The sequence below is a fragment of the Klebsiella sp. F11 genome (genome assembly GCF_056712265.1).
In genome coordinates this window covers 269,838-291,543 of the sequence record NZ_CM160060.1, presented here as the reverse complement: position 1 = coordinate 291,543, position 21,706 = coordinate 269,838, and the positions used below count along the sequence as shown (strand labels likewise).

The window sequence follows — 21,706 nt, the reverse complement described above, 5'->3', positions numbered from 1 at the left end:
ATTAACGTCCTGACAGCTGGCGCAGAGCGGAGATAACGCGGGTGACATCGTCATCGGTCATATCCGGGAACAGCGGGAGTGAACAAATGCGCGCGCTATTCCATTCCGTATTCGGCAATGACAGCGTCGGGAAGCGCTCGCGGTAGTACTTCTGCGTATGCGCCGCGCGGAAATGCAGCCCGGTGCCGATGCCCATAGCTTTCAGCTGCTCCATTAAGGCATCGCGATTAATGCCGCAGAGGGCTTCATCGACGCGGATAATAAACAGGTGCCAGGCGTGCTGATGCTCCCAGTCCGGCGCCTGCAGCGGCGCGAACGGGGTATCCGCCAGCTCGCGCAGATAGCGGCGGGCGATGTCGGCGCGACGCTGGTTGGCGTGCGGCAGCTTCTCCAGCTGCACCAGCGCCAGCGCGGCGTTGATATCGGCCAGGTTGTACTTGAAGCCCGGAGAGATCACCTCCGCCTGCGGCGCCCGCCCGAGGGTCTGACGGTCATAGGCATCAACGCCAAGGCCGTGGAATTTGAGGCTACGGATGCGCGCAGCCAGCTCGTCGTCATCGGTGACGACCAGCCCGCCTTCGGCGCAGGTCATATTTTTAATCGCGTGGAAGGAGAAGATGGCGCTACCGCGGCTGCCGACGTGGCGGCCCTTGTAGTACGTCCCCGCCGCGTGGGCGGCATCTTCAATCACCGCGATGCCGTGGCGCTCGCCAACGGCGCGAATGGCGTCGATATCCGCCGGCGCGCCGGCGTAATGTACGGGAACGATGGCCCGGGTGCGGGGAGTAATCGCCGCTTCAACCGCGTCAGCGGTGATCATCAGGTTATCGCGATCGACATCGATCATCACCGGCGTCGCGCCCAGCAGACAGATCATGTTCAGGGTCGAGACCCAGGTCTGCGAAGGGGTGATCACCTCATCGCCGGCGCCGATGCCCAGCGCCATCAGCGTGACGTGCATGCCGCCGGTAGCCGAGCTGACCGCTACCGCGTGCCGGTTGCCGGTTAGCGTGCAGAAGGCCTCTTCCAGCGCCTGATTTTTCGGCCCGGTGGTGATCCAACCTGATTGCAAAACTTCACGCAGCGCGGCCAGCTCTGCGTCACCCATTGACGGGCGCGAAAACGGCAAAAATTCGCTCATCATTTTCCTGCTCTGTATATGGCCCGAACAAACTCAGACCGGTAGAAAAAAATATCCTGCGCCAGCGGACTTAAACAAAATGAAAATGAAGTTCTTTCAATGCGACATTTTCATTGCAGGGTATTTGCCGTTATTTAATTTAGACGGGGTTGCTTAGGATAATATTAAGAAATTAATATAGTTGGCGATCGTCAATACAACCAGTTGTTTTATAAATAAATTTATTAACTGTGATGGCTGTTTTAAGCGGCAAGGATTGAGTTCCTGGATCGGCAGCGGCCGGGAGCACAGCGCGGTAAATTAAACAAACATTAAACCGTTAAACAATAAATAAAATGTTACCCGCAGATACCAAAGAAAGAAATTTTACATAGATCACAAAATTATTTCCGGGGTATTACAGGTTTGCAAAAAAATCGGCGACTAATTGGCTAGCAGGATAATGAATAATAGCGTCATTATCGACGCCACCGCCGCGGATAAAAAGAGTTGCCGCAGGCGCATCGCTCCCTTCCGCCGACCGGGCCGCAGGATCGCTCCCGGCGCCGCGTCTATATGATTTTCTTATACTATTGGGCCATTGATTGATCTGAGTCACCCCTAAAGTATGATGAATTATTAAAAGCATCATACTTTTCCGTCCACTGAGATTAACGCCTTGTCGATCCTCCGCACCTTAATCCGCCCTCTTCTGACGGCGGTTTTCATCTGCCTGCCTCTGCTTACCGGCGCGGCAGCGCGTGAACTAGTGACCGCCTGGCCGGTTAACGTCGGCCCTCTGAATCCCCACCTCTATACCCCCAACCAGATGTTCGCCCAGAGCATGGTCTACGAACCGCTGGTCAAATATCAGCAGGATGGCTCGGTCAAGCCGTGGCTGGCGAGCAGTTGGAGCCACTCCGCGGACAGAAAAGTCTGGCTGTTTACCCTGCGCAACGACGTACAGTTCTCCAACGGCGAGCCGTTTAACGCCCGGGCGGCGGTGGCCAATTTTCAGGCGGTGCTGGCGAACAGGCAGCGTCACGCCTGGCTGGAGCTAACCAACCAGATCAGCGATGTCCGGGCGCTGAGCGATACCCAGCTGCAAATCACCCTCAAAAGCGCCTACTACCCTTTTCTCCAGGAGCTGGCGCTGCCGCGTCCGTTCCGCTTTATCGCCCCGTCACAGTTCGTTGACGGCGGCACCCTGCACGGCATTAAGGCGCCCATCGGCACCGGGCCGTGGGTGCTGAAAACCACCAAACTCAACCAGTATGACGTGCTGGTGCGCAACCCACGCTACTGGGGCGAAAAACCGGCGCTTGACCAGGTGACCGTGAAGGTCATTCCGGATCCGCTGACCCGCGCCGTGGCCTTTGAAACCGGCGATATCGATCTGCTGTACGGCAACGAGGGCCTGCTGCCGCTGGACACCTTCGAGCGTTTCAGCCATAGCCCGGCCTGGCGCACCCAGCTCTCTCAGCCCGTCGAAACGGTGATGCTGGCGCTTAACTCTGCCAAAGCGCCGACCAATGAGCTGGCGGTGCGGGAAGCGCTCAACTATGCGGTCAACAAAAAGTCGCTGATCGACAACGCGCTGTACGGCACCCAGCAGGTCGCCGACACGCTGTTCGCCCCTTCGGTTCCCTACGCCAATATCGGCCTGACGCCGCGCCGCTACGATCCGCAGCGGGCTAACGCCCTGCTGGAGAAGGCCGGCTGGCTGAGGCCCGCGGGCGAGCAGATCCGCCGGAAAAACGGCCAGCCGCTGCGCATAGAGATGTCGTTTATCGGCACCGACGCGCTGAGCAAATCCATGGCCGAAATTATGCAGGCCGATATGCGCCAGGTGGGCGTTGACGTCGTGCTCAACGGCGAAGAAGAGAGCAGTATTTACGCCCGCCAGCGCGACGGCCGCTTCGGTATGATTTTTAACCGTACCTGGGGCGCGCCGTACGATCCGCACGCCTTTATGAGCTCAATGCGCGTCCCCTCCCACGCCGACTATCAGGCTCAGCTGGGGTTAGCCGATAAGACACTTATCGACCAGCAGATTGGCAAGGTGCTGGCGACCGCCGCCGAAGCTCAGCGCCAGGCGCTGTATCGCGACATCCTGACCCGCCTGCATAACGATGCGGTCTATCTGCCCATCAGCTACGTCTCGACGATGGTAGTGGCAAAACCCGAGCTCGGCACGATCCCTTACGCGCCCATCGCCGCCGAGATTCCGTTCGAACTGATCCAGCCGGAGAAGCCCTGATGCGGCGCTACGCACTGCGGCGCATCCTGCTGCTGATGCCGATGATTTTCGCCGCCTCGGTGATTATCTTTCTTATGCTGCGCCTCGGCACCGGCGACCCGGCGCTGGACTATCTACGTTTATCAAATCTTCCGCCGACGCCGGAGATGGTGGCCTCCACGCGCGCGATGCTCGGGCTGGACCAGCCGCTCGTCGCCCAGTACGCCGGCTGGCTATGGCGGGCGCTGCATCTCGATTTTGGTCTCTCCTTCGCCACCCAGCGGCCGGTAATCGACGACGTGATGCACTTCCTGCCCGCCACGCTGCAGCTGGCGGGCGCGGCGCTGGCCATTATCCTGCTCACCTCCGTGCCGCTGGGGATTTGGGCCGCCCGCCATCGCGACCGCCCGGCGGATTTCATCGTGCGGGCGATCGCCTTTCTCGGCGTCTCGATGCCCAACTTCTGGCTCGCCTTCCTGCTGGTGATGTTTTTTTCCGTCTACTTGCAGTGGCTGCCGGCGCTGGGCTACGGCGGCTGGCGGCACCTTATTCTGCCGGCGGCGTCGATAGCCCTGATGTCGCTGGCCATCAACGCCCGCCTGCTGCGCGCCAGCATGCTGGAGGTTGCCGGCCAGCGGCACGTGACCTGGGCGCGGCTGCGCGGGCTGAGCGACCGGCAAACCGAACGGCGTCATATTGTGCGCAACGCCTCGCTGCCCGTGGTGACCGCTATCGGGATGCATATCGCCGAGCTGATTGGCGGGACGATGATTATCGAAAATATCTTTGCCTGGCCGGGCATCGGGCGCTACGCGGTATCGGCCATCTTTAACCGCGACTACTCGGTGATCCAGTGCTTCACGCTGGTGATGGTGGTGGTGTTTGCCCTCTGCAACCTGACGGTTGACCTGCTCAACGCCGCGCTGGACCCGCGCATTCGCCGCCATGAAGGAGCGCACCGGTGAACCTTTTTCTTTCCGCCCGCTGGCCGGTGCGCCTGGCGCTGATCGCCATTGTCCTGCTGGCGCTGATTGCTCTCACCGGCCAGTGGTGGCTGCCCTACGACCCGCAGGCCGTTGACCTACCGGCGCGGCTGCTCCCACCGGACGCCCGGCACTGGCTGGGTACCGACCATCTGGGACGCGATACGCTTTCCCGCCTGCTGGCCGCCACGCGGGTTTCTCTCGGCGCGGTGCTGGCCTGCCTGCTGCTGGTGCTGACGCTGGGGCTGGTCATCGGCGGCTGCGCCGGGCTAATGGGCGGCCGGGTCGACCAGCTCACCATGCGGGTGGCCGATATGTTTATGACTTTCCCGACCTCAATCCTGTCGTTTTTCATGGTCGGCGTGCTGGGGACCGGGCTGACTAACGTGATTATCGCCATCGCCCTGTCGCACTGGGCATGGTACGCGCGAATGGTGCGCAGCCTGACGATTTCGCTACGCCAGCGCGAGTTTGTGCTCGCCTCCCGGCTGTGCGGGGCGGGGCATGTCCGCGTCTTTGTCGATCACCTTGCGGGCGCGGTGGTGCCGTCGCTGCTGGTGCTCGCCACCCTCGATATCGGCCATATGATGCTGCACGTCGCCGGAATGTCGTTCCTTGGCCTCGGCGTCAGCGCGCCAACCGCGGAGTGGGGAGTGATGATTAACGACGCGCGCCAGTATATCTGGACCCAGCCGCTGCAGATGCTGTGGCCGGGCCTGGCGCTGTTTATCAGCGTGATGGCCTTTAACCTGGTGGGCGACGCGCTGCGCGATCGTCTCGATCCTCACCTGATCGTGGAGCATAGCCACTGATGCCACAGCAGATCGAACTCGAGCAGTTCACCCTCCACGCCGGGCAACCTGTGGTCCACGATCTGTCGTTGACGCTGCGCCGCGGCCAGGTGCTGGCGCTGCTCGGCAGCAGCGGCTGCGGAAAATCGCTGACCTGCGCCGCGGCCCTTGAGGTTCTACCGCCGGGCGTCCGGCAGAGCGCCGGGCGCATCCTGCTCGACGGTATGCCGGTCCACGGCCGGCAGCTGCGCGGAGGCACCGTCGCCACCATCATGCAGAATCCTCGTAGCGCCTTTAACCCGCTGCACACCATGGCGGCTCACGCCCGGGAAACCTGCCGCGCCGTCGGCCGGCAGCCGGATGAAGCCTTATTTATCGCCGCGCTGGAGGCGGTGGGGCTGGAGAACCCCGCCCGGCTGCTCAGGCGCTATCCCTTCGAGATGAGCGGCGGCATGCTGCAGCGGATGATGATTGCCCTCGCCGTGCTGAGCGAGGCGCCGTTTATCTTTGCCGATGAACCCACCACCGACCTCGATGCCGTCGCCCAGGCGCGCATTCTTGACCTGCTGGAAGAGATCGTCACCGCCCGCGGCCAGGGCCTGCTGCTGATCACCCACGATATGGGCGTGGTGGCGCGGCTGGCGCACGAGGTCGCGGTGATGGATAGCGGTCGTATCGTCGAGCGCTGCGATGTGGCAACCCTGTTCAGCGCCCCGCGGCATCCGGTTAGCCGGCGGCTGCTGGCGGCGCACCTGGCGCTGTATGGCATGGAGAACAGAGCGTGAATTTACTTAACGTCGCCGGCGTCAGCCACGGTTATCCGCACCACCCGGCGGTGCTGCAGCAGATCGACCTCAGCATTGCGCCGGGGGAGACCGTGGCCCTGCTCGGCCGCAGCGGCTGCGGCAAAAGCACCCTCGCGCGCATGCTGGTGGGGCTGGAGTCGCCGGACCGCGGCGTCGTCGCCTGGCGCGGCACGCCGCTCACGGCCCTCAAGGGTGAAGCTCTGCGCGCCTTTCGCCGCGATATCCAGCTGGTTTTTCAGGACCCGCTGAGCGCGGTGAATCCGCGTAAAACGGTGCTCGAGATTATCAGCGAACCGCTGCGCCACCTGTTCCGCTATTCGCGCGATGAGCGCATGGCGCAGGTGCAGGCGATGCTGCAGGCGGTCGATCTTTCCGCTGACCTGCTCCACAGGCGCCCGCTACAGCTCAGCGGCGGACAGCTCCAGCGCGTGTGCCTGGCCCGGGCGCTGGTGGTCAGGCCGCAGCTGCTGATCCTTGATGAGGCGGTGTCGAATCTGGATCTCGTGCTGCAGGCGGAGATCGTGGCCCTGCTCAAGCGTCTGCAGGCTCAGTTTTCTACCGCCTGCCTGTTTATCACCCACGACCTGCGGCTGGTCGAACGTTTTTGCCAGCGGGTGATGGTGATGGAGGGCGGGCAACTTGTTGAAACCACGGAGATAAGCTTCCCGCTGCGTCTTCAGTCCACCGCGGGCCGGGCGCTACAGCGCGCGGTACTTCCCGCTTTTCCAGCCTCCCTGACCAAAGAGAAACAGCCATGCAGCGCGTAACCCTGACTCTTGATGATGAGCTCCTTGCCACCCTTGATACCCTCAGCGAACAGCGGGGCTACAACAACCGATCGGAAGCGGTGCGCGATATTTTGCGCAATACCCTGATGCATGAACACGCGCAACAGAGCGAGCAGCGCGGCTACGCGGTGCTCTCCTACGTGTACGAGCACGAGAAGCGCGAGCTGGCGAGCCGGCTGATCGCCACCCAGCACCACCACCACGATCTCTCCGTCGCCACGCTGCACGTGCACATCAGCCACGATGACTGCCTGGAGATTGCGGTGCTAAAAGGGGAAATGGGCCAGGTGCAGCGCTTCGCCGATGAGGTGATTACCCAGCGCGGCGTACGCCACGGGCATTTGCACTGCCTGACCGCCGACGAGGAGCACGCCCACCCGTAGTCTCGCCGCCGTTTATCAACAGTTGATAAACCTGTTGAATCATAAGCATGATGAACTATTCCACTTCGTGAATAATGGCGCCTCATTTAACGATCTCGTTATGGCGAGGCTCCTGCACAAATATAAGTTACCGCCCTGCTGGTATCGAGAGAGACCACTCAGGGAAATACAGGCATCCATCGAATCAAGGTGTTGCCAAGGTAACTTCTGACGGCATTCGTGCCGGACGGATACGTTGTGTAGTTCGAGGTTGTGCCCCCTGATTATACGCGGCGTCGACGCTGAGCCAGAAGCGCGTAATCAAGGCGGAGGGGGCAGGGCATAGAAACCCTATGCCCAAGCCCGACAACGCAGAGTACGCGCTTCCGGCACGCGTCCCGAAGGGCTGGGGCTATTTTGGTCCAATACCGCGTTGCTCGCAGCGCATTTGGGCCCCCAAACTACACCGCTCGCGCCTTGCCTTGGGCCAAAATAACCGCCAGCGACGTTCACGTCTAATCAGGGGGCACAACCTAAACCAGGACGTAGGGATCTGCTCACGATCTGCCTGTGCTCATCCTGTCTTGTTCGCCCCTATGAGTGATTTTTTATAGGGAATTACACCATGTCATCCATCCAATACTGCGCCACCCATCCGGCTACCGCCGCCTTCGACGGCGATGCGATCGCCCAGTACATGCGTACCGATTTTATTACGCTGCCGGAGCAGCTCAGCGTCCATGAAGCGCGCGAGCGCTTCGTCTCGCAGCTCAGCAGCGATGATATTCCAGGCCAGGTTTTCGTCGTCGCCGGCAGGAAGCTGCGCGGCAGCCTGTCAGTTAAAAAGCTGCTGCAGGAGAGCGATACCACTCAGCCCATTCGCTACTTGATGGACAGCTGCCTGTTCCGCGTAAAGCCCGACGACGAGCGCCAGCAGGTGGTGGCCGAACTGGCCGATCGCGGGCTTGAGCTGGTGCCGGTGGTCGAAAAAGGCGAGCTGGTGGGCTGCCTGATGGAGAAGGAGATCGCCCACCTGCTGGAAGATGAGGTCACCGAAGACGCGCATCTGCAGGGCGCCACGCTGCCGCTGGAGAAACCCTATCTGGAGATAAGCCCGTGGACGCTGTGGAAGAAGCGTTCGGTCTGGCTGCTGCTGCTGTTCGTCGCTGAAGCCTACACCAGCAGCGTGATCCAGCACTTTGAAGAGGCGCTGGAATCGGCCATTGCGTTGGCCTTCTTTATCCCGCTGCTGATTGGCACCGGCGGCAACAGCGGCACGCAGATCACCTCCACGCTGGTGCGCTCCATGGCGCTGGGCGAAGTGCGGCTGCGCGATATGGGGCGGGTTATCCGCAAAGAGGTCTCGACGTCGCTGCTGATTACCCTTACGCTCGGGCTGGCGGGTTGCCTGCGCGCCTGGATGATGGGCATCGGCATGGAAATCACGCTGATCGTCAGCCTGACGCTGGTGTGCATTACGCTGTGGAGCGCGCTGGTATCGTCGGTGATCCCGCTGGTGCTCAAGCGCGTCGGCATTGACCCGGCGGTGGTCTCCGCGCCGTTTATCGCTACCCTGATCGACGGCACCGGGCTGATTATCTACTTCAAAATCGCCCAGTATTTTCTTGGTCTGAACTAACGGCGTACGGGCCCGCCGGCTCGCGCCCGGCGGCCCGCTTTGCCCACGCTATGCCGAGAGCCAGCGCATGCCTGCCGCCTTCATCTCCCGCTCCAGATCGCTGCCTCGGGTGGCAAAAACCCGCTGTACCGGAAAACCGCTCTGCTCAAGCAGATAGCCCAGCGCGGCGTACTCCCGCGGGTACTTTGCCGCCAGCGCCGAATCAATCTCAGTCGGCCCCAGCGGGAAGGTAAAGGTCCCCATATCGTAGATACTCTGCCGGTGGAAGAGCCGCCACACGCCGTCGCGCTTTTCCGCCATATCGTAAAAACGGTTGTGGCACTCGCAGCCGATATTCAGCCGGGTGTTTTCCGCAATAATCATCGCGCAGGTTTCGAGGATCGCGCGGCTGCCGTCGTCGCTGAACTGTACGACCGGAGAGCTAATAAGGTGGCGGGTCCGCAGCTCAGAGGCACCCATGCGCATCGAACCATCGATAAAATCGCTGGCCAGCCCTGCAAACCAGGTAATTTCTATCGTTCCTTCCGGGTGAAACAGCTCGCGTAATTTATCCCATTCGCTCAGGTCGCGATGGATCCAGCCGGTCATCAGGTCGTTAAGCTGCTGGCGGTCCTGCAGGTGGCTATGCATGTTGGTCTCTCCGATTAGTGAACCGGGTGTAGTTTGTGCCCGTGATGCAATAAACTCAAATATACAGATTTCATCGATCAATCACTTTAAGTGATGAATGAGGTTCCCTATGGAACTACGCCACCTACGCTACTTTTTGGCCGTCGCCGAGGAGAGCCATTTCGGCCGAGCCGCCGAGCGCCTGCACATCGTGCAGCCCGCGCTGAGCAAGCAGATTAAAGACCTCGAAAACGAGCTGGGGGGCGCGCTATTTATCCGCTCAAGCCGCCGGGTGACGCTCACCGAAGCCGGGAAACTGCTGCAGGTTCAGGCGCAAAATATCCTCGCCCAGACCGAGCATAGTCGCCTAATGGTCGAACGGTCGCTCAAAGGGGAGATGGGCCAGGTGCGGGTCGGCTTTGCCGGTAACGCGGTGCTCAGCGGGCGGCTGATTGCCGATATGCGGCTCTTCCACCGGCGCTATCCGCAGGCAGAACTCAAGGTGCAGGAGTTGGAGCCTCGCCAGCAAATCGAAGCCATTTTGCATGACCAGTTGGATATCGGCTATCTGCCGGATTTTCAGGGCGCAAACCACCCGGCGCTGCGCCGGGAGGCGGTCGGCAGCTGGCAGCGATTTGTGGCGATGAGTGCGGAGAGCCCGCTGGCTGCTCACGCTCGGCTGACCGTTGAGATGCTGGCGGACGAAGCGCTGATCCTCTACGCCAGCCACGATGCGGACGCGCGGTTGGCGTCAACGCTGCAGGCGCTCAGCGGCGGGGAAAGTCACCTCGTCTCGCGCGCGTCGGGGACGCTGAGCGTGCTGGCGATGGCCGGTGCCGGGCTGGGCGTGGCGCTGGTCCCCGAGCCGGTGGTGCAGGTCGGCATTCCGGGCATCGTCTATCGCCCGCTGGATGCCCCGGAGCTCTGCGCCAATCTGATCCGGGTCAGCCGCAAAGAGGAGATTAACGGGGCGGCGCGCGCCTGGCTGTCGCTGTTTACGCCTCCTTCTGCCGCCGGGGAGTAGCGCCCTACTTCTCTGCCAGCGCCTGGGCGCAGGCCCAGGCCGAGGACCATGCCCACTGGAAGTTATAGCCGCCGAGCCAGCCGGTGACGTCCATCACTTCGCCGATAAAATAGAGTCCCGGCACTTTTCGCGCTTCCATCGTGCGGGAAGAGAGTTCGTTGGTATCAACGCCGCCGAGGGTCACCTCCGCCGTGCGGTAGCCCTCGGTGCCGTTGGGCTGCACGCGCCATGCGGTCAGCATTTCAACCAGCGCCTCCTGCTCGCGAAGGTTGAGCTGCTTCAGCGTGACGTCCGGGATCTGCCCCCGCTGCTGCAGGCACTCGACCAGACGCTTCGGCAGCTGCATGGCGAGGGTATTTTTCAGACTTTGATTCGGATGCTCCGCCCGCTGCTGGTTGAGGAACGCCTCAAGATGGCAATCCGGCAGCAGATTAACGCTGACGAACTCCCCCGGCTGCCAGTAGCTGGAAATTTGCAGCACCGCCGGGCCGGAGAGCCCGCGATGGGTAAAAAGCAGATTCTCGCGGAAAATCGTGCCGTTCTCGGCGGTAATGGTCGACGGCACCGACACGCCGGAGAGCGTCTGCAGCTGCTCGAGCAGCGGTTTATGCAGGGTAAAAGGCACCAGCCCGGCGCGGGTCGGCAGCACCGTCAGGCCAAACTGTTCGGCAAGCTTGTAGCCGAACGGCGAGGCGCCAAGGCCCGGCATCGACAGGCCGCCGGAGGCGACCACCAGCCGGTTCGCCGCCGCCGTTTCGCCGTTAAGCTGTAGCGTGAAGCCCGCGTCGTCGCGCTCGACGCTCAGGATCTCCGTGCGCAGGCGGATCTGCACGCCGCCCTTTTCGCACTCGGCCAGCAGCAGGTTGACCACCTGATCGGCAGAGTCGTCGCAGAACAGCTGGCCGAGGGTCTTCTCATGCCAGGCGATACCGTGTTTCCCCACCAGCTCGATAAAATCCCACTGGGTATAGCGCGCCAGCGCCGACTTGCAGAAATGCGGGTTCTGGCTGAGATAGGCCGCCGGCTCAATATACATATTGGTAAAGTTGCAGCGCCCGCCGCCGGACATCAGGATTTTACGCCCCGGCTTTTTGCCATTATCCAGCAGCAGCACGCGCAGCCCCGCCTGTCCCGCCTGCGCCGCACAAAACATTCCCGCCGCCCCGGCGCCGATTACAATGGCATCAAACCTTTCCACACTGCTTCCTCATGTCCCGATTGTCGGGAATTGTAAATATTTCACGCTGGTCACACCAGCGAGAAAAATTAAGTATTTATGTACATCATTGAAAGATATAGGATTACTCCCAAGCGTTTTGCGCCTGAAGAGTAAGGAAATCAAAAAAAGTCTATATTTCACTTTGCCCGCGCCGCCAAAGTCACTGATAATGCGCCGCGTTCATGTCCTCAAAATGGCGTAACGTCCTATGCTACATTTATTTGCCGGTCTGGATTTCCATACCGGGCTATTACTATTGCTTGCTTTAGCTTTCGTACTGTTTTACGAAGCGATTAACGGTTTTCATGATACCGCAAACGCTGTTGCAACTGTGATCTACACGCGCGCAATGCGCTCGCAGCTTGCTGTGGCGATGGCGGCCCTCTTCAACTTTTTCGGCGTTCTGTTGGGTGGTCTTAGCGTAGCCTATGCCATTGTGCATATGTTGCCGACCGACCTGCTGCTTAATATGGGTTCTGCTCATGGCCTTGCTATGGTGTTCTCCATGCTGCTGGCGGCGATTATCTGGAACCTCGGCACCTGGTACTTCGGTCTTCCGGCCTCCAGTTCGCATACCCTGATCGGCGCCATCATCGGGATTGGTTTAACCAATGCGTTGATGACCGGCACCTCGGTGGTTGACGCGCTGAATATCCCGAAAGTCATCGGTATTTTCGCCTCGCTGATCGTCTCGCCGATCGTCGGTCTGGTGATAGCGGGCGGCCTGATTTTCATTCTGCGCCGCTACTGGAGCAACACCAAGAAACGCGCCCGTATCCACCTGACTCCTGCTGAACGTGAAAAGAAAGACGGCAAGAAAAAGCCGCCGTTCTGGACCCGTATTGCGCTGATTCTGTCAGCCATAGGCGTGTCATTCTCGCACGGCGCGAACGACGGTCAGAAGGGCATCGGCCTGGTGATGCTGGTGCTTATCGGCGTCGCGCCGGCAGGTTTCGTGGTAAACATGAACGCCTCCGGCTACGAAATCACCCGTACCCGCGATGCGGTCAATAACGTGGAAACCTTCTTCGAGCAGCGCCCTGAGCTGCTGAAGAAAGCAACCGGCGTTGACCAGCTGATTCCGTCGCCGGAACCCGGCGTGGCCGCTGCGGGCGAGTTCCACTGCCATCCGGCGAACACCGTCAACGCGCTTAACCGCGTGAAAACGATGCTCACCGGAATCGAAAGCTACGACGCGCTCTCTCTCGATCAGCGCAGCCAGATGCGCCGCATTATGCTGTGTATCTCCGACACCACCGACAAAGTCGCGAAGCTGCCGGAAGTGAACGGCGATGATAAGCGTCTGCTGAAGAAGCTGAAAACCGATATGCTGAGCACCATCGAGTACGCGCCAATCTGGATCATTATGGCGGTGGCTCTGGCGTTGGGTATCGGCACCATGATCGGCTGGCGCCGCGTGGCGACCACTATCGGCGAGAAGATCGGTAAGAAAGGCATGACCTACGCCCAGGGCATGTCGGCCCAGATGACCGCTGCCGTATCGATTGGTCTGGCGAGCTACACCGGGATGCCGGTTTCCACCACCCACGTGCTCTCCTCCTCGGTTGCGGGGACGATGCTCGTTGACGGCGGCGGGCTGCAGAAAAAAACCGTCACCAGTATTCTGATGGCGTGGGTTCTCACCCTCCCGGCGGCGATTGTGCTGTCAGGCGGGCTCTACTGGATAGCGCTGAAGCTTATCTAAGTAGCTGAGAGCGACAAAAAAGCGGGTCAGGAAACTGACCCGCTTTTTTTATGTCCCTTGTTTTACTTAATCTTTTTCTGGCTTGAGGAAAGTCTGAACATTTTTTTTCAAAAAACCTGGAGGGGAAAAAATATCATCCCGGGCAGGATAAAATAGCACACAGTGGAGAATGTATGGCTTCTGTCCCCCTACCCGGACCTGGTTCAATCGTCATAGCGAGCAATATGCGTGAAGCACGCCGTCAAGGAATGTCGCGTAATATGGAGATGACCCTACGGAACGGCGCAATATCAGAGAAGGGATAAATTATGCCATTCAGCACGGCTATTAGATGGATCCATCGGTTCGTTACGCTGGCACTTCTGGCCCTGATCGAGCGATGAGCTCCAGCGTGTTTATAAATTGTCTGACGGCGTCTGGCTCTATATGACCGTCAACAACCGGGGTGGCGCAACGGTGCCTACAATCTATCGTTACTATCTGTCGCATGAGATAGCAGGGAACAATACAGAAATTATCCAGCAGCTTACGCAGAAGAGCCCGGTGATTGAGGGGACCGGTAGTCTTACGAGCGCCGACATAGATAAAAACGGGGACGTGAACCTCTCTTACAGCGGGAAGGTTATCTCAATCCAGGACAATATCTCGAACCTCAGATTCTCAGTTAAGCCCTGACTCCGATGTAAAGAAGGCGAGACTAGCCTCGCCTTTCTTATGCTCAGTGCCAAATCATCAATGCAATCAGACTCACCACCACCAGGCCGCACAGCGCGCTGGTCAAAATAAACTGCCGGCGCACCCGTTCACAGCGGCGAATAAACTCGTCGTCGTGATGATCGCGATAGCGCTGGGCGTAGATATACCAGACCAGCCTCATCTGTTTACCCGGCTGGCCGTGAGAGGTGAAAAAGCCTCCGCCATCAACATATTGATACAGCAAGGGATCGCAACCACGCAGCACTACCAGTAACGCACGCAATGATGAGAAGTAGCGTGCCATATTCACCACACAAACGATACACAGGGCCCAAAACAGCGCAATTGTGCTGATCATACTTCCTCCCCGGCGACCCGCCCTCGGAGACGTCTCCGGGGCTAGCGCTCCCCAATACCCAACCCATACAATAGAAGAGTGCGATACCAATCACGTTTATTTATTCGATCGGCTCATTAAATAGTGTAGGAGATCAGTTAATTTTTTTACCACAAGGTTAATCGTTATCAATACCTAAGACGGATATATTTGTTTAACTATTAGGTGAACCAGGCGCATTGACGGCGCGCGAGGGGCGCTATAAGGTAGAAATATCTTCTACAATTAAGTCCTTAACGGACTGCACCCCCGCGAATTAGCACGCAGGACGCGGGCGAAGCGGCAGCGCTAGCTGTCTGGTCCAACGGTCATCGACAACTTATGGAAGGAGTAACACTATGGCTTACAAACATATTCTTATTGCAGTAGACCTCTCCCCGGAAAGCAAAGTGCTGGTAGAGAAAGCCGTTTCTATGGCGCGTCCCTACAATGCCAAGGTTTCCCTGATCCACGTCGATGTGAATTACTCCGACCTCTACACCGGTCTTATCGATGTCAATCTGGGCGACATGCAAAAGCGCATTTCTGAAGAGACCCACCATGCGCTGAGCGAGCTCTCCGGCAACGCGGGCTATCCGATTACGGAAACCCTGAGCGGCAGCGGCGATCTCGGTCAGGTGCTGGTCGATGCAATTAAAAAATACGATATGGACCTGGTCGTCTGCGGCCACCATCAGGACTTCTGGAGCAAGCTGATGTCCTCCGCGCGCCAGCTGATCAACACCGTACATGTCGATATGCTGATTGTGCCGCTGCGCGACGAAGAAGACGAATAACGTTGCCGCTTTTTTCAAGATCGGCCTGTCCGCGCCCGCTTATGCGGGCGTTTCTTTTCCCTCCGCACCGGTGACACCCGCCCGCGATTATCCGAAGCTCTCCAACGGACCATTTACATCGGCCCGCCGCTCATCACCAGAATATCAATCCATACATTTAATATCAGTTAGTGTGATCAACCAATTATAAGAAAAAATATCTATATAATAATCTAATTATTCAGTCAGTGAGCGCAGCATAGCGCGTCACCATACTTTTTCAGCGCGTTCTGGCATACGCGTTCATACTTTTTTGGGATAGCACGACAAGGCGAAGGAATATGAAAACAACTGCACCTACGGGCCTGCTGCAGCAACCGCGGCCGTTCTTCATGATTTTTTTCGTAGAGTTATGGGAGCGATTTGGCTATTACGGCGTCCAGGGTATCCTGGCGGTATTCTTTGTTAAACAGCTCGGATTCTCTCAGGAACAGGCGTTTATTACCTTTGGCGCATTTGCGGCGCTGGTCTACGGCCTGATCTCCATCGGCGGCTACGTCGGCGATCACCTGCTAGGCACCAAAAGGACGCTGGTGCTGGGAGCGATTGTGCTGGCACTCGGCTATTTCATGACCGGGCTGTCGCTCTTAAAACCCGATCTCATTTTTATCGCTCTGGGCACCATCGCCGTCGGGAACGGGCTATTTAAGGCCAACCCCGCCAGCCTGCTGTCAAAATGCTATCCCCCGGACGACGCGCGTCTGGACGGAGCCTTCACCCTGTTTTACATGTCGATTAACATCGGCTCGCTGCTGTCGCTCTCGCTGGCGCCGGTGATTGCCGAGAAGTTTGGCTATGCCGTCACCTACAATCTGTGCGGCGCGGGGCTGATTATCGCCCTGCTGGTCTATTTCGCCTGTCGTGGGATGGTTAAAGATATCGGTTCGCAGCCCGACCATCGGCCGCTGGTTCTACGCAACCTGCTGTACGTGCTGGCCGGTACGGTGGCGATGGTCTTCCTCTGCGCCTGGCTGATGCATAACGTGAAAATCGCCAATCTGGTGCTGATCGTCCTCTCCATCGCGGTGGTTATTTTCTTCTTTCGCGAGGCCTTTAAGCTGGATAAAACCGGCCGCAACAGGATGTTTGTCGCCTTTATCCTGATGCTGGAAGCAGTGCTGTTCTACATCCTGTACGCGCAAATGCCCACCTCGCTCAACTTTTTTGCCATCAACAACGTGCACCACCAAATCTTTGGTATCACCATTAACCCGGTCAGCTTCCAGGCGCTGAATCCCTTCTGGGTGGTGGTCGCCAGCCCGATGCTGGCGGCAGTTTACACTCATCTGGGCAACAAAGGCCGCGACCTGACCATGCCGATGAAATTTACCCTCGGGATGTTCTTGTGCTCGCTGGGCTTCCTGACCGCCGCTGCCGCCGGCATCTGGTTTGCCGACGCGCAGGGGCTCACCTCGCCGTGGTTTATCGTGCTGGTCTATCTGTTCCAGAGCCTCGGCGAGCTGCTGATTAGCGCGCTCGGCCTGGCGATGGTCGCCGCGCTGGTGCCGCAGCAGCTGATGGGCTTTATCCTCGGAATGTGGTTCCTGACGCAGGCGGCGGCCTTCCTGATGGGGGGATACGTGGCGACCTTCACCGCGGTGCCGGAAAATATCACCGACCCGCTGCAGACCCTGCCGATCTACACCAACGTGTTCGGCAAGATTGGCCTGGTGACCCTGGCGGTGACGATCGTGATGGCGATTCTGGTGCCGTGGCTCAACCGTATGATTAATACCCCTGCCGACGGCAAATAGCGGCGGCGAGCCTGCTGGAAGTCGCGCCGCTGCCCTATCTTCAGGAAAACTACGTCACCTGCCTGGACCTAGGCGCCTGGGGCGCGGTCTATACCGAAGGCTGGGACCAGCAGGTGAAGCTTACGCGAGAGGAGGCGAAAAAGGTGAAGATATCGATAACCAGCGAGCTTATCTATCCTCCGAAGGCCGATAGGGCTATCGCCTTTGCGATTGCCGATCCGCTGGCGCCGTTTGTGTAATCCGGAGCCCGACCAGCACCTTTGCGCCGCTGGCCGGGAACGGCCGTTTACTCCGCCGTCCCGGCGTAAATATCAAACCGATGGCCCTTGGTGACTACCGCGTTCGGCGTGGCGACGTCCGCCAGCGGCGGCGCGTAGTCGGGCCGTTTGACCACCACGCGTTTGGTCGCCAGCCGACGCGCCGGCTCCAGCAGGCCGTCGGCGTCTAAATCGGGCCCCACCAGCGACTGAAAGACGCGCATCTCTTTTTTCACCAGCGCGCTCTTCTGCTTGTGCGGGAACATCGGGTCGAGATAGACCACCTGCGGCCGCGGCGTAATATCGCCCAGCGCCGTCAGGCTAGAGGCGTGAATAAGCCGCAGACGCTGCTGCAGCCACGGGCCGATTTCCGGGTCGGCATAGCCGCGGGCCAGGCCATCATCAAGCAGCGCCGCCACCACCGGGTTGCGCTCCAGCATCCGCACGCGGCAGCCTACGCTGGCGAGCACAAACGCGTCGCGCCCCAGCCCCGCCGTGGCGTCCACCACCTCCGGCAGATAGTCGCCCTTAACGCCCACCGCTTTGGCCACCGCCTCGCCGCGTCCGCCGCCGAACTTACGCCGATGAGCCATCGCTCCGCCGACAAAATCAACGAAGATGCCGCCCAGCTTCGGCTCATCGCGCTTGCGTAATTCCAGATGCTCCGGCGTCATCGCCAGCGCCATCGGGTTATCTTCGTCATGCTCCAGCCCCCAGCGGGCGGCAAGAACGGATAAGGCGCCGTCTCCGGCGCCCGTTTCATCAATTAAGCAGATTTTCACTTCCGCTTTACCCTAAATCATTTGCGTTGCCTCAGGACAACGAGGGAAAAAATCCCCGGGAGCGTACGCGCCCGGGGTGAGTGAGTGCGGTTGCCGCAGAGGCAGCCTGAAGTATGACGGGTAAATTAGCCCTTAATCCCGTAGTGATCCAGCATCGCGTCAAGCTGCGGCTCGCGGCCGCGGAAGCGTTTGAACAGGATCATCGGCTCTTCAGAACCGCCGCGGCTCAGGATGTTATCGAGGAACGACTGGCCGGTTTCGCGGTTGAAAATCCCCTCTTCCTCAAAGCGGGAGAAGGCGTCCGCCGCCAGCACGTCGGCCCACAGGTAGCTGTAGTAGCCCGCCGCGTAGCCGCCGGCAAAAATATGGCTGAAGGCGTGCGGGAAGCGGCCCCACGACGGACCCGGCACCACGGCGACCTGCTTTTTGATCTCCGCCAGCGTCTCGAGGATTTTCGCCCCCTGCTCCGGCTGGTACTCCGCGTGCAGGCGGAAGTCGAACAGACCGAACTCCAGCTGGCGCAGAATAAACAGCGCGGCCTGGTAGTTCTTCGCGGCGAGCATTTTTTCCAGCAGCGCCTGCGGCAGCGGTTCGCCGGTCTCGTAGTGGCCGGAGATAAACGCCAGCGCCTCCGGCTCCCAGCACCAGTTCTCCATAAACTGGCTCGGCAGCTCAACCGCATCCCACGGCACGCCGCTGATACCGGACACGCCGGCGGTATCGATGCGGGTCAGCATATGGTGCAGACCGTGGCCGAATTCATGGAACAGGGTGATCACTTCATCGTGGGTGAACAGCGCCGGCTTGCCGCTAACCGGGCGGTTAAAGTTGCAGGTCAGATAGGCCACCGGTTTCTGCAGCGAACCGTCCAGCTTGCGCATCTGGCCGACGCAGTCGTCCATCCACGCGCCGCCGCGCTTGTGCTCGCGCGCGTAGAGATCGAGATAGAAGCTGCCGCGCAGCTCGCCTTTTTCGTCATACAGCTCGAAGAAGCGCACTTCCGGGTGCCAGACGTCAATATCGGTACGCTCTTTGGCGGTGATGCCGTAAATGCGTTTAACCACTTCGAACAGGCCGTTAACGGCTCTGTTTTCCGGGAAATAGGGGCGCAGCTGCTCATCGCTGATGCTGTAGAGATGCTGCTTCTGCTTTTCGCTGTAGTAAGCGATATCCCACGGCTGCAGCTCGTCAACGCCAAACTCCGCTTTGGCGAAGGCGCGCAGCTGGGCCAGCTCTTTCTCCCCCTGCGGACGGGCGCGTTTCGCCAGATCGGTCAGGAAGTCGAGCACCTGCTGCGGGTTCTCCGCCATTTTGGTCGACAGCGATTTTGAAGCGTAGCTGTCAAAGCCCAGCAGCTGCGCCAGCTCGTGGCGCAGGGCAAGGATCTCGGCCATCACCGGGCTGTTGTCCCATTTACCGGCGTTCGGCCCCTGGTCAGAAGCGCGGGTGGAATAGGCGCGATAGAGCTCTTCGCGCAGCGCCTGGTTGTCGCAGTAGGTCATCACCGGCAGGTAGCTCGGGATATCCAGGGTCAGCAGATAGCCCTCCTGCTCTTTGGCCTGCGCCTGAGCCTGGGCCGCCGCCAGCGCGCTCTCCGGCATCCCGGAGAGCTCGGCTTCGTCGGTCACCAGCTTGCTCCAGCCCATCGTGGCGTCGAGCACGTTGTTGCTGTACTGATTACCCAGCTCTGAGAGGCGCGCGGCAATCTCGCCGTAGCGCTTCTGCTGCTCTTTCGCCAGGCCGATACCGGAGAGTTCAAAATCACGCAGCGCGTTATCCACCGCCTTTTTCTGGGCGGTGTTGAGGGTGGCGTAGTGGTCGCCGTCGCGCAAATCGCGATACGCTTTGTACAGACCTTCGTGCTGGCCCACCCAGGTGCTGTATTCCGACAGCAGGGGCAGGGTTTGTTCGTAGGCTTCGCGCAGCTCCGGGCTATTTTTTACCGAATTCAGGTGGCTGACGGGAGAGAAAATGCGCCCCAGCACGTCGTCGACTTCCGCCAGCGGCTGGCACAGCGTCTCCCAGCTATAGGGCGCGCCTTGCGCCACGACGCTCTCTACCGCTGCCCGGCAATCGTCCAGCGCTTTGGTGACCGCAGGCACCACGTGCTCCGGCTTGATTGCGGAAAAAGGCGGCAATGAAAAAGACGTCAGTAATGGATTGGTCATATGCGCAGTCCTGTTGAAAAGGGGAAATGAAGCGCGCGTTCCGGCGCTTTAGCATGGGATCTAGAATGGGGGATAGTTGGGTGAATTTCAATGTCGCACGATGCGCAGCGCCGGGTATTGCTGCAATAAGCCCGGCCGTTGGGCAAAATCCCGGCGGGCGCGCTGCTTCGCCGGGCTGGGTGAGATTAATGCGCCTTCTGCGCCATCTGCCAGGCGGCAGGCAGGTTGAGGCGCTGCCAGAACTGCTGGTCGGCGGTTTCGCCCGATAGCGGATAGCCGGCCGGAAGCGCGGTTTTCACCATCAGCGTCCGACGCTGGGCGGCGGAAAGATGCGGCAGGGCGGTCTCCAGCAGCACCTCGGCCCCTTCCGGTACCTTCAGGGCCTGCTTCTCGCCCTTCTGCTGCGGCAGATCGTAGGTCATGGTAAAGCGATAAAACGCGCTCATGGCCGGGTCGCGATAGGGATCGTCCCTGCCGGCGGTTTTCGCGCATTCGGCAAGCGAAGTGCCGCACTCTTTCTCCAGCGCGGCGCGCAGCTGGTCGCGCGCTTCGTTAAACAGCGCACGATATTTTGCATCGTTGAGATAGTGGGCGACGTTACGCTGCGCCACCATCCGCGAGCCCATCACGTCCAGCGGATAGTGCAAGCCGAGCACGATGCGGGAATAGCCATAGCGCGCCCCGCGGGTCACCAGCGCATCGAAGCGCTCGGGGATCATTTCGGCCATCAGCAGGGCATCGGTATAGCCGGTGTTGGTGTGCCCGCTGGGGAAAGAGCCTTCGTCGGCGGAATAGGGCTGGTTATCCTTCACCACCACGTCGTCCGGCACCAGGTGGATGGTGTTGCCCTGAATCAGGAACGGGCGCGGGTTATTGAAGTGCTTTTTCGCCGCCCCGGTGCTGACTTCGCTGGCCTTAATCAGCGCCGCCGCCTTGCCCAGCTCGCCCTTGTCGTAGGCCGCAAGGAACGCTTTGCCGAGCCGGGGTCCCAGCGCATCGCTGAGGAAATAGAGATAGTTTATCCCCTCGGCATCGGCCAGCGCCTGATGACGGGTGGCCTGGGTGGCATCGCGGTTAATGGCGGTGACGGTAGCGAGGTTATCCTTCACCACCGCATCCGGGAGCTTGCTGAACGCCGAGAGCAGCGCAATCCCCGCCTGCTGGTTCGCTTTCCCCTGGAAGTCATAGCCGCTGGCCTTAAGCCAGGCCTTATCCGCCTGGGTTTTCGTCTGCTTAGCGTGCTCCAGCTGGGCGCGGGTGAGCGTCGCGGCGTCCCCTTTCAGCGCCTGGCGCAGCGCCGCCAGCGTCTGGCTTTCCAGCGCGTCAAACGCCGGGCTCTGCGCCGCAGGCGTTACGCTGGCGGCGATCGCCGCCGCCTGATTCAGCGGAACGTCTTTGGCCAGCGCCGGCAGCGCCAGGATCAGCGCCGACGTCAGAAGTGTGATTCGCAGTTTCATTATTTTTCCTTTTATTCAAACGATTACCTTGCCTGCACGCGACGCTAGCGCGACCGTTTGACGCTTTTATGACACCGTTATGTTTTGCAACGCTT

General features: G+C 59.9%; 19 protein-coding genes, 1 pseudogene and 1 riboswitch. Of the genes and pseudogenes, 12 read left to right on the top strand and 8 right to left on the bottom strand.

Annotation, left to right across the window (positions count from 1 at the left end; translation table 11 throughout):
* Position 1: 1 nt before the first annotated feature.
* Together arnB and AC1M2H_RS01460 are read right to left on the bottom strand one after the other, a co-directional pair.
* Positions 2-1,141, bottom strand: coding sequence for a UDP-4-amino-4-deoxy-L-arabinose aminotransferase (gene arnB / locus AC1M2H_RS01465; protein ID WP_480150033.1), 1,140 nt, complete (start codon positions 1,139-1,141; stop codon positions 2-4).
* 397 nt (positions 1,142-1,538) lie between these two features.
* Positions 1,539-1,772: a hypothetical protein gene (locus AC1M2H_RS01460; RefSeq protein ID WP_480150032.1), complete on the bottom strand. Its 234-nt coding sequence runs from the start codon at positions 1,770-1,772 to the stop codon at positions 1,539-1,541.
* A 48-nt stretch (positions 1,773-1,820) separates the two neighbouring features.
* On the opposite strand from AC1M2H_RS01460, the gene nikA reads away from it, so the two are divergent.
* From nikA to AC1M2H_RS01425, 7 genes are all read left to right on the top strand, one after another.
* Positions 1,821-3,380 carry a nickel ABC transporter substrate-binding protein gene (nikA, locus tag AC1M2H_RS01455; RefSeq protein WP_480151817.1) on the top strand — a complete coding sequence of 520 codons (1,560 nt, stop codon included), beginning with the start codon at positions 1,821-1,823 and terminating at the stop codon, positions 3,378-3,380.
* Positions 3,380-4,324 (top strand): nickel ABC transporter permease subunit NikB, encoded by a 945-nt coding sequence (gene nikB / locus AC1M2H_RS01450; RefSeq protein WP_480150031.1) that lies wholly within the window; start codon positions 3,380-3,382, stop codon positions 4,322-4,324. The genes nikA and nikB overlap by 1 nt, the downstream gene beginning before the upstream one ends.
* Entirely contained in the window at positions 4,321-5,154 is an 834-nt protein-coding gene (gene nikC, locus AC1M2H_RS01445; protein WP_480150030.1) for a nickel ABC transporter permease subunit NikC, read from the top strand. The genes nikB and nikC overlap by 4 nt, the downstream gene beginning before the upstream one ends.
* Complete coding sequence (nikD, locus tag AC1M2H_RS01440) at positions 5,154-5,918, top strand: nickel import ATP-binding protein NikD (protein ID WP_480150029.1); 765 nt, start codon at positions 5,154-5,156, stop codon at positions 5,916-5,918. Before nikC ends, nikD begins: the two co-directional genes overlap by 1 nt.
* Positions 5,915-6,706 (top strand): nickel import ATP-binding protein NikE, encoded by a 792-nt coding sequence (gene nikE / locus AC1M2H_RS01435; RefSeq protein ID WP_480150028.1) that lies wholly within the window; start codon positions 5,915-5,917, stop codon positions 6,704-6,706. Before nikD ends, nikE begins: the two co-directional genes overlap by 4 nt.
* The gene (gene nikR, locus AC1M2H_RS01430; RefSeq protein WP_480150027.1) at positions 6,694-7,110 is read left to right on the top strand and encodes a nickel-responsive transcriptional regulator NikR; all 417 of its coding nucleotides are present in this window, start codon (positions 6,694-6,696) and stop codon (positions 7,108-7,110) included. Before nikE ends, nikR begins: the two co-directional genes overlap by 13 nt.
* Positions 7,111-7,197: 87 nt before the next feature.
* Positions 7,198-7,381: riboswitch (M-box (ykoK) riboswitch) on the top strand.
* A gap of 333 nt (positions 7,382-7,714) precedes the next feature.
* The gene (locus tag AC1M2H_RS01425) at positions 7,715-8,728 is read left to right on the top strand and encodes a magnesium transporter (RefSeq protein ID WP_480150026.1); all 1,014 of its coding nucleotides are present in this window, start codon (positions 7,715-7,717) and stop codon (positions 8,726-8,728) included.
* 48 nt (positions 8,729-8,776) lie between these two features.
* Here AC1M2H_RS01425 and AC1M2H_RS01420 read toward each other — a convergent pair whose 3' ends face one another.
* The gene (locus AC1M2H_RS01420; protein ID WP_480150025.1) at positions 8,777-9,358 is read right to left on the bottom strand and encodes a nuclear transport factor 2 family protein; all 582 of its coding nucleotides are present in this window, start codon (positions 9,356-9,358) and stop codon (positions 8,777-8,779) included.
* A gap of 109 nt (positions 9,359-9,467) precedes the next feature.
* Here AC1M2H_RS01420 and AC1M2H_RS01415 point away from each other — a divergent pair, with 109 nt between their 5' ends.
* The gene (locus AC1M2H_RS01415) at positions 9,468-10,361 is read left to right on the top strand and encodes a LysR substrate-binding domain-containing protein (RefSeq protein ID WP_480150024.1); all 894 of its coding nucleotides are present in this window, start codon (positions 9,468-9,470) and stop codon (positions 10,359-10,361) included.
* A gap of 4 nt (positions 10,362-10,365) precedes the next feature.
* Here the strand turns inward: AC1M2H_RS01415 and AC1M2H_RS01410 are convergent, their stop codons facing one another.
* Positions 10,366-11,559 (bottom strand): BaiN/RdsA family NAD(P)/FAD-dependent oxidoreductase, encoded by a 1,194-nt coding sequence (locus AC1M2H_RS01410; RefSeq protein WP_480150023.1) that lies wholly within the window; start codon positions 11,557-11,559, stop codon positions 10,366-10,368.
* A gap of 229 nt (positions 11,560-11,788) precedes the next feature.
* On the opposite strand from AC1M2H_RS01410, the gene pitA reads away from it, so the two are divergent.
* Entirely contained in the window at positions 11,789-13,285 is a 1,497-nt protein-coding gene (pitA, locus tag AC1M2H_RS01405) for an inorganic phosphate transporter PitA (protein ID WP_480150022.1), read from the top strand.
* A 718-nt stretch (positions 13,286-14,003) separates the two neighbouring features.
* On the opposite strand, the gene uspB is transcribed toward pitA, so the two are convergent.
* Positions 14,004-14,339 carry a universal stress protein UspB gene (gene uspB / locus AC1M2H_RS01400; protein WP_480150021.1) on the bottom strand — a complete coding sequence of 112 codons (336 nt, stop codon included), beginning with the start codon at positions 14,337-14,339 and terminating at the stop codon, positions 14,004-14,006.
* Positions 14,340-14,716: 377 nt separating this feature from the next.
* Here uspB and uspA point away from each other — a divergent pair, with 377 nt between their 5' ends.
* From uspA to AC1M2H_RS01385, 3 genes and pseudogenes are all read left to right on the top strand, one after another.
* Positions 14,717-15,154, top strand: a complete 438-nt coding sequence (gene uspA, locus AC1M2H_RS01395) for a universal stress protein UspA (RefSeq protein ID WP_041143102.1) — start codon at positions 14,717-14,719, stop codon at positions 15,152-15,154.
* 320 nt (positions 15,155-15,474) lie between these two features.
* The gene (gene dtpB, locus AC1M2H_RS01390; protein ID WP_480150020.1) at positions 15,475-16,947 is read left to right on the top strand and encodes a dipeptide/tripeptide permease DtpB; all 1,473 of its coding nucleotides are present in this window, start codon (positions 15,475-15,477) and stop codon (positions 16,945-16,947) included.
* Positions 16,947-17,186 (top strand): annotated as a pseudogene (locus tag AC1M2H_RS01385) (NAD(P)/FAD-dependent oxidoreductase); the annotation flags it as partial. The gene dtpB and the pseudogene AC1M2H_RS01385, both read left to right, overlap by 1 nt.
* 47 nt (positions 17,187-17,233) lie before the next feature.
* Here the strand turns inward: AC1M2H_RS01385 and rsmJ are convergent.
* From rsmJ to AC1M2H_RS01370, 3 genes are all read right to left on the bottom strand, one after another.
* Positions 17,234-17,986 carry a 16S rRNA (guanine(1516)-N(2))-methyltransferase RsmJ gene (rsmJ, locus tag AC1M2H_RS01380; protein ID WP_480150019.1) on the bottom strand — a complete coding sequence of 251 codons (753 nt, stop codon included), beginning with the start codon at positions 17,984-17,986 and terminating at the stop codon, positions 17,234-17,236.
* Positions 17,987-18,111: 125 nt separating this feature from the next.
* Complete coding sequence (prlC, locus tag AC1M2H_RS01375) at positions 18,112-20,154, bottom strand: oligopeptidase A (RefSeq protein ID WP_480150018.1); 2,043 nt, start codon at positions 20,152-20,154, stop codon at positions 18,112-18,114.
* A 185-nt stretch (positions 20,155-20,339) separates the two neighbouring features.
* A complete protein-coding gene (locus AC1M2H_RS01370; RefSeq protein ID WP_480150017.1) occupies positions 20,340-21,611 on the bottom strand; it encodes an acid phosphatase in 1,272 nt (423 codons plus the stop codon).
* Positions 21,612-21,706: the final 95 nt, after the last annotated feature.

What these genes read in the sequence shown, in the direction of transcription:
- AC1M2H_RS01415 (WP_480150024.1), top strand. Translation starts at nt 9,468, where the DNA reads ATGGAACTACGCCACCTACGCTACTTTTTGGCCGTCGCCGAGGAGAGC.
- nikD (WP_480150029.1), top strand. Translation starts at nt 5,154, where the DNA reads ATGCCACAGCAGATCGAACTCGAGCAGTTCACCCTCCACGCCGGGCAA.
- prlC (WP_480150018.1), bottom strand. Translation starts at nt 20,154, where the DNA reads ATGACCAATCCATTACTGACGTCTTTTTCATTGCCGCCTTTTTCCGCA.
- AC1M2H_RS01420 (WP_480150025.1), bottom strand. Translation starts at nt 9,358, where the DNA reads ATGCATAGCCACCTGCAGGACCGCCAGCAGCTTAACGACCTGATGACC.
- pitA (WP_480150022.1), top strand. Translation starts at nt 11,789, where the DNA reads ATGCTACATTTATTTGCCGGTCTGGATTTCCATACCGGGCTATTACTA.
- AC1M2H_RS01460 (WP_480150032.1), bottom strand. Translation starts at nt 1,772, where the DNA reads ATGATGCTTTTAATAATTCATCATACTTTAGGGGTGACTCAGATCAAT.
- nikR (WP_480150027.1), top strand. Translation starts at nt 6,694, where the DNA reads ATGCAGCGCGTAACCCTGACTCTTGATGATGAGCTCCTTGCCACCCTT.
- nikB (WP_480150031.1), top strand. Translation starts at nt 3,380, where the DNA reads ATGCGGCGCTACGCACTGCGGCGCATCCTGCTGCTGATGCCGATGATT.
- uspA (WP_041143102.1), top strand. Translation starts at nt 14,717, where the DNA reads ATGGCTTACAAACATATTCTTATTGCAGTAGACCTCTCCCCGGAAAGC.
- arnB (WP_480150033.1), bottom strand. Translation starts at nt 1,141, where the DNA reads ATGAGCGAATTTTTGCCGTTTTCGCGCCCGTCAATGGGTGACGCAGAG.
- AC1M2H_RS01370 (WP_480150017.1), bottom strand. Translation starts at nt 21,611, where the DNA reads ATGAAACTGCGAATCACACTTCTGACGTCGGCGCTGATCCTGGCGCTG.
- dtpB (WP_480150020.1), top strand. Translation starts at nt 15,475, where the DNA reads ATGAAAACAACTGCACCTACGGGCCTGCTGCAGCAACCGCGGCCGTTC.
- AC1M2H_RS01425 (WP_480150026.1), top strand. Translation starts at nt 7,715, where the DNA reads ATGTCATCCATCCAATACTGCGCCACCCATCCGGCTACCGCCGCCTTC.
- uspB (WP_480150021.1), bottom strand. Translation starts at nt 14,339, where the DNA reads ATGATCAGCACAATTGCGCTGTTTTGGGCCCTGTGTATCGTTTGTGTG.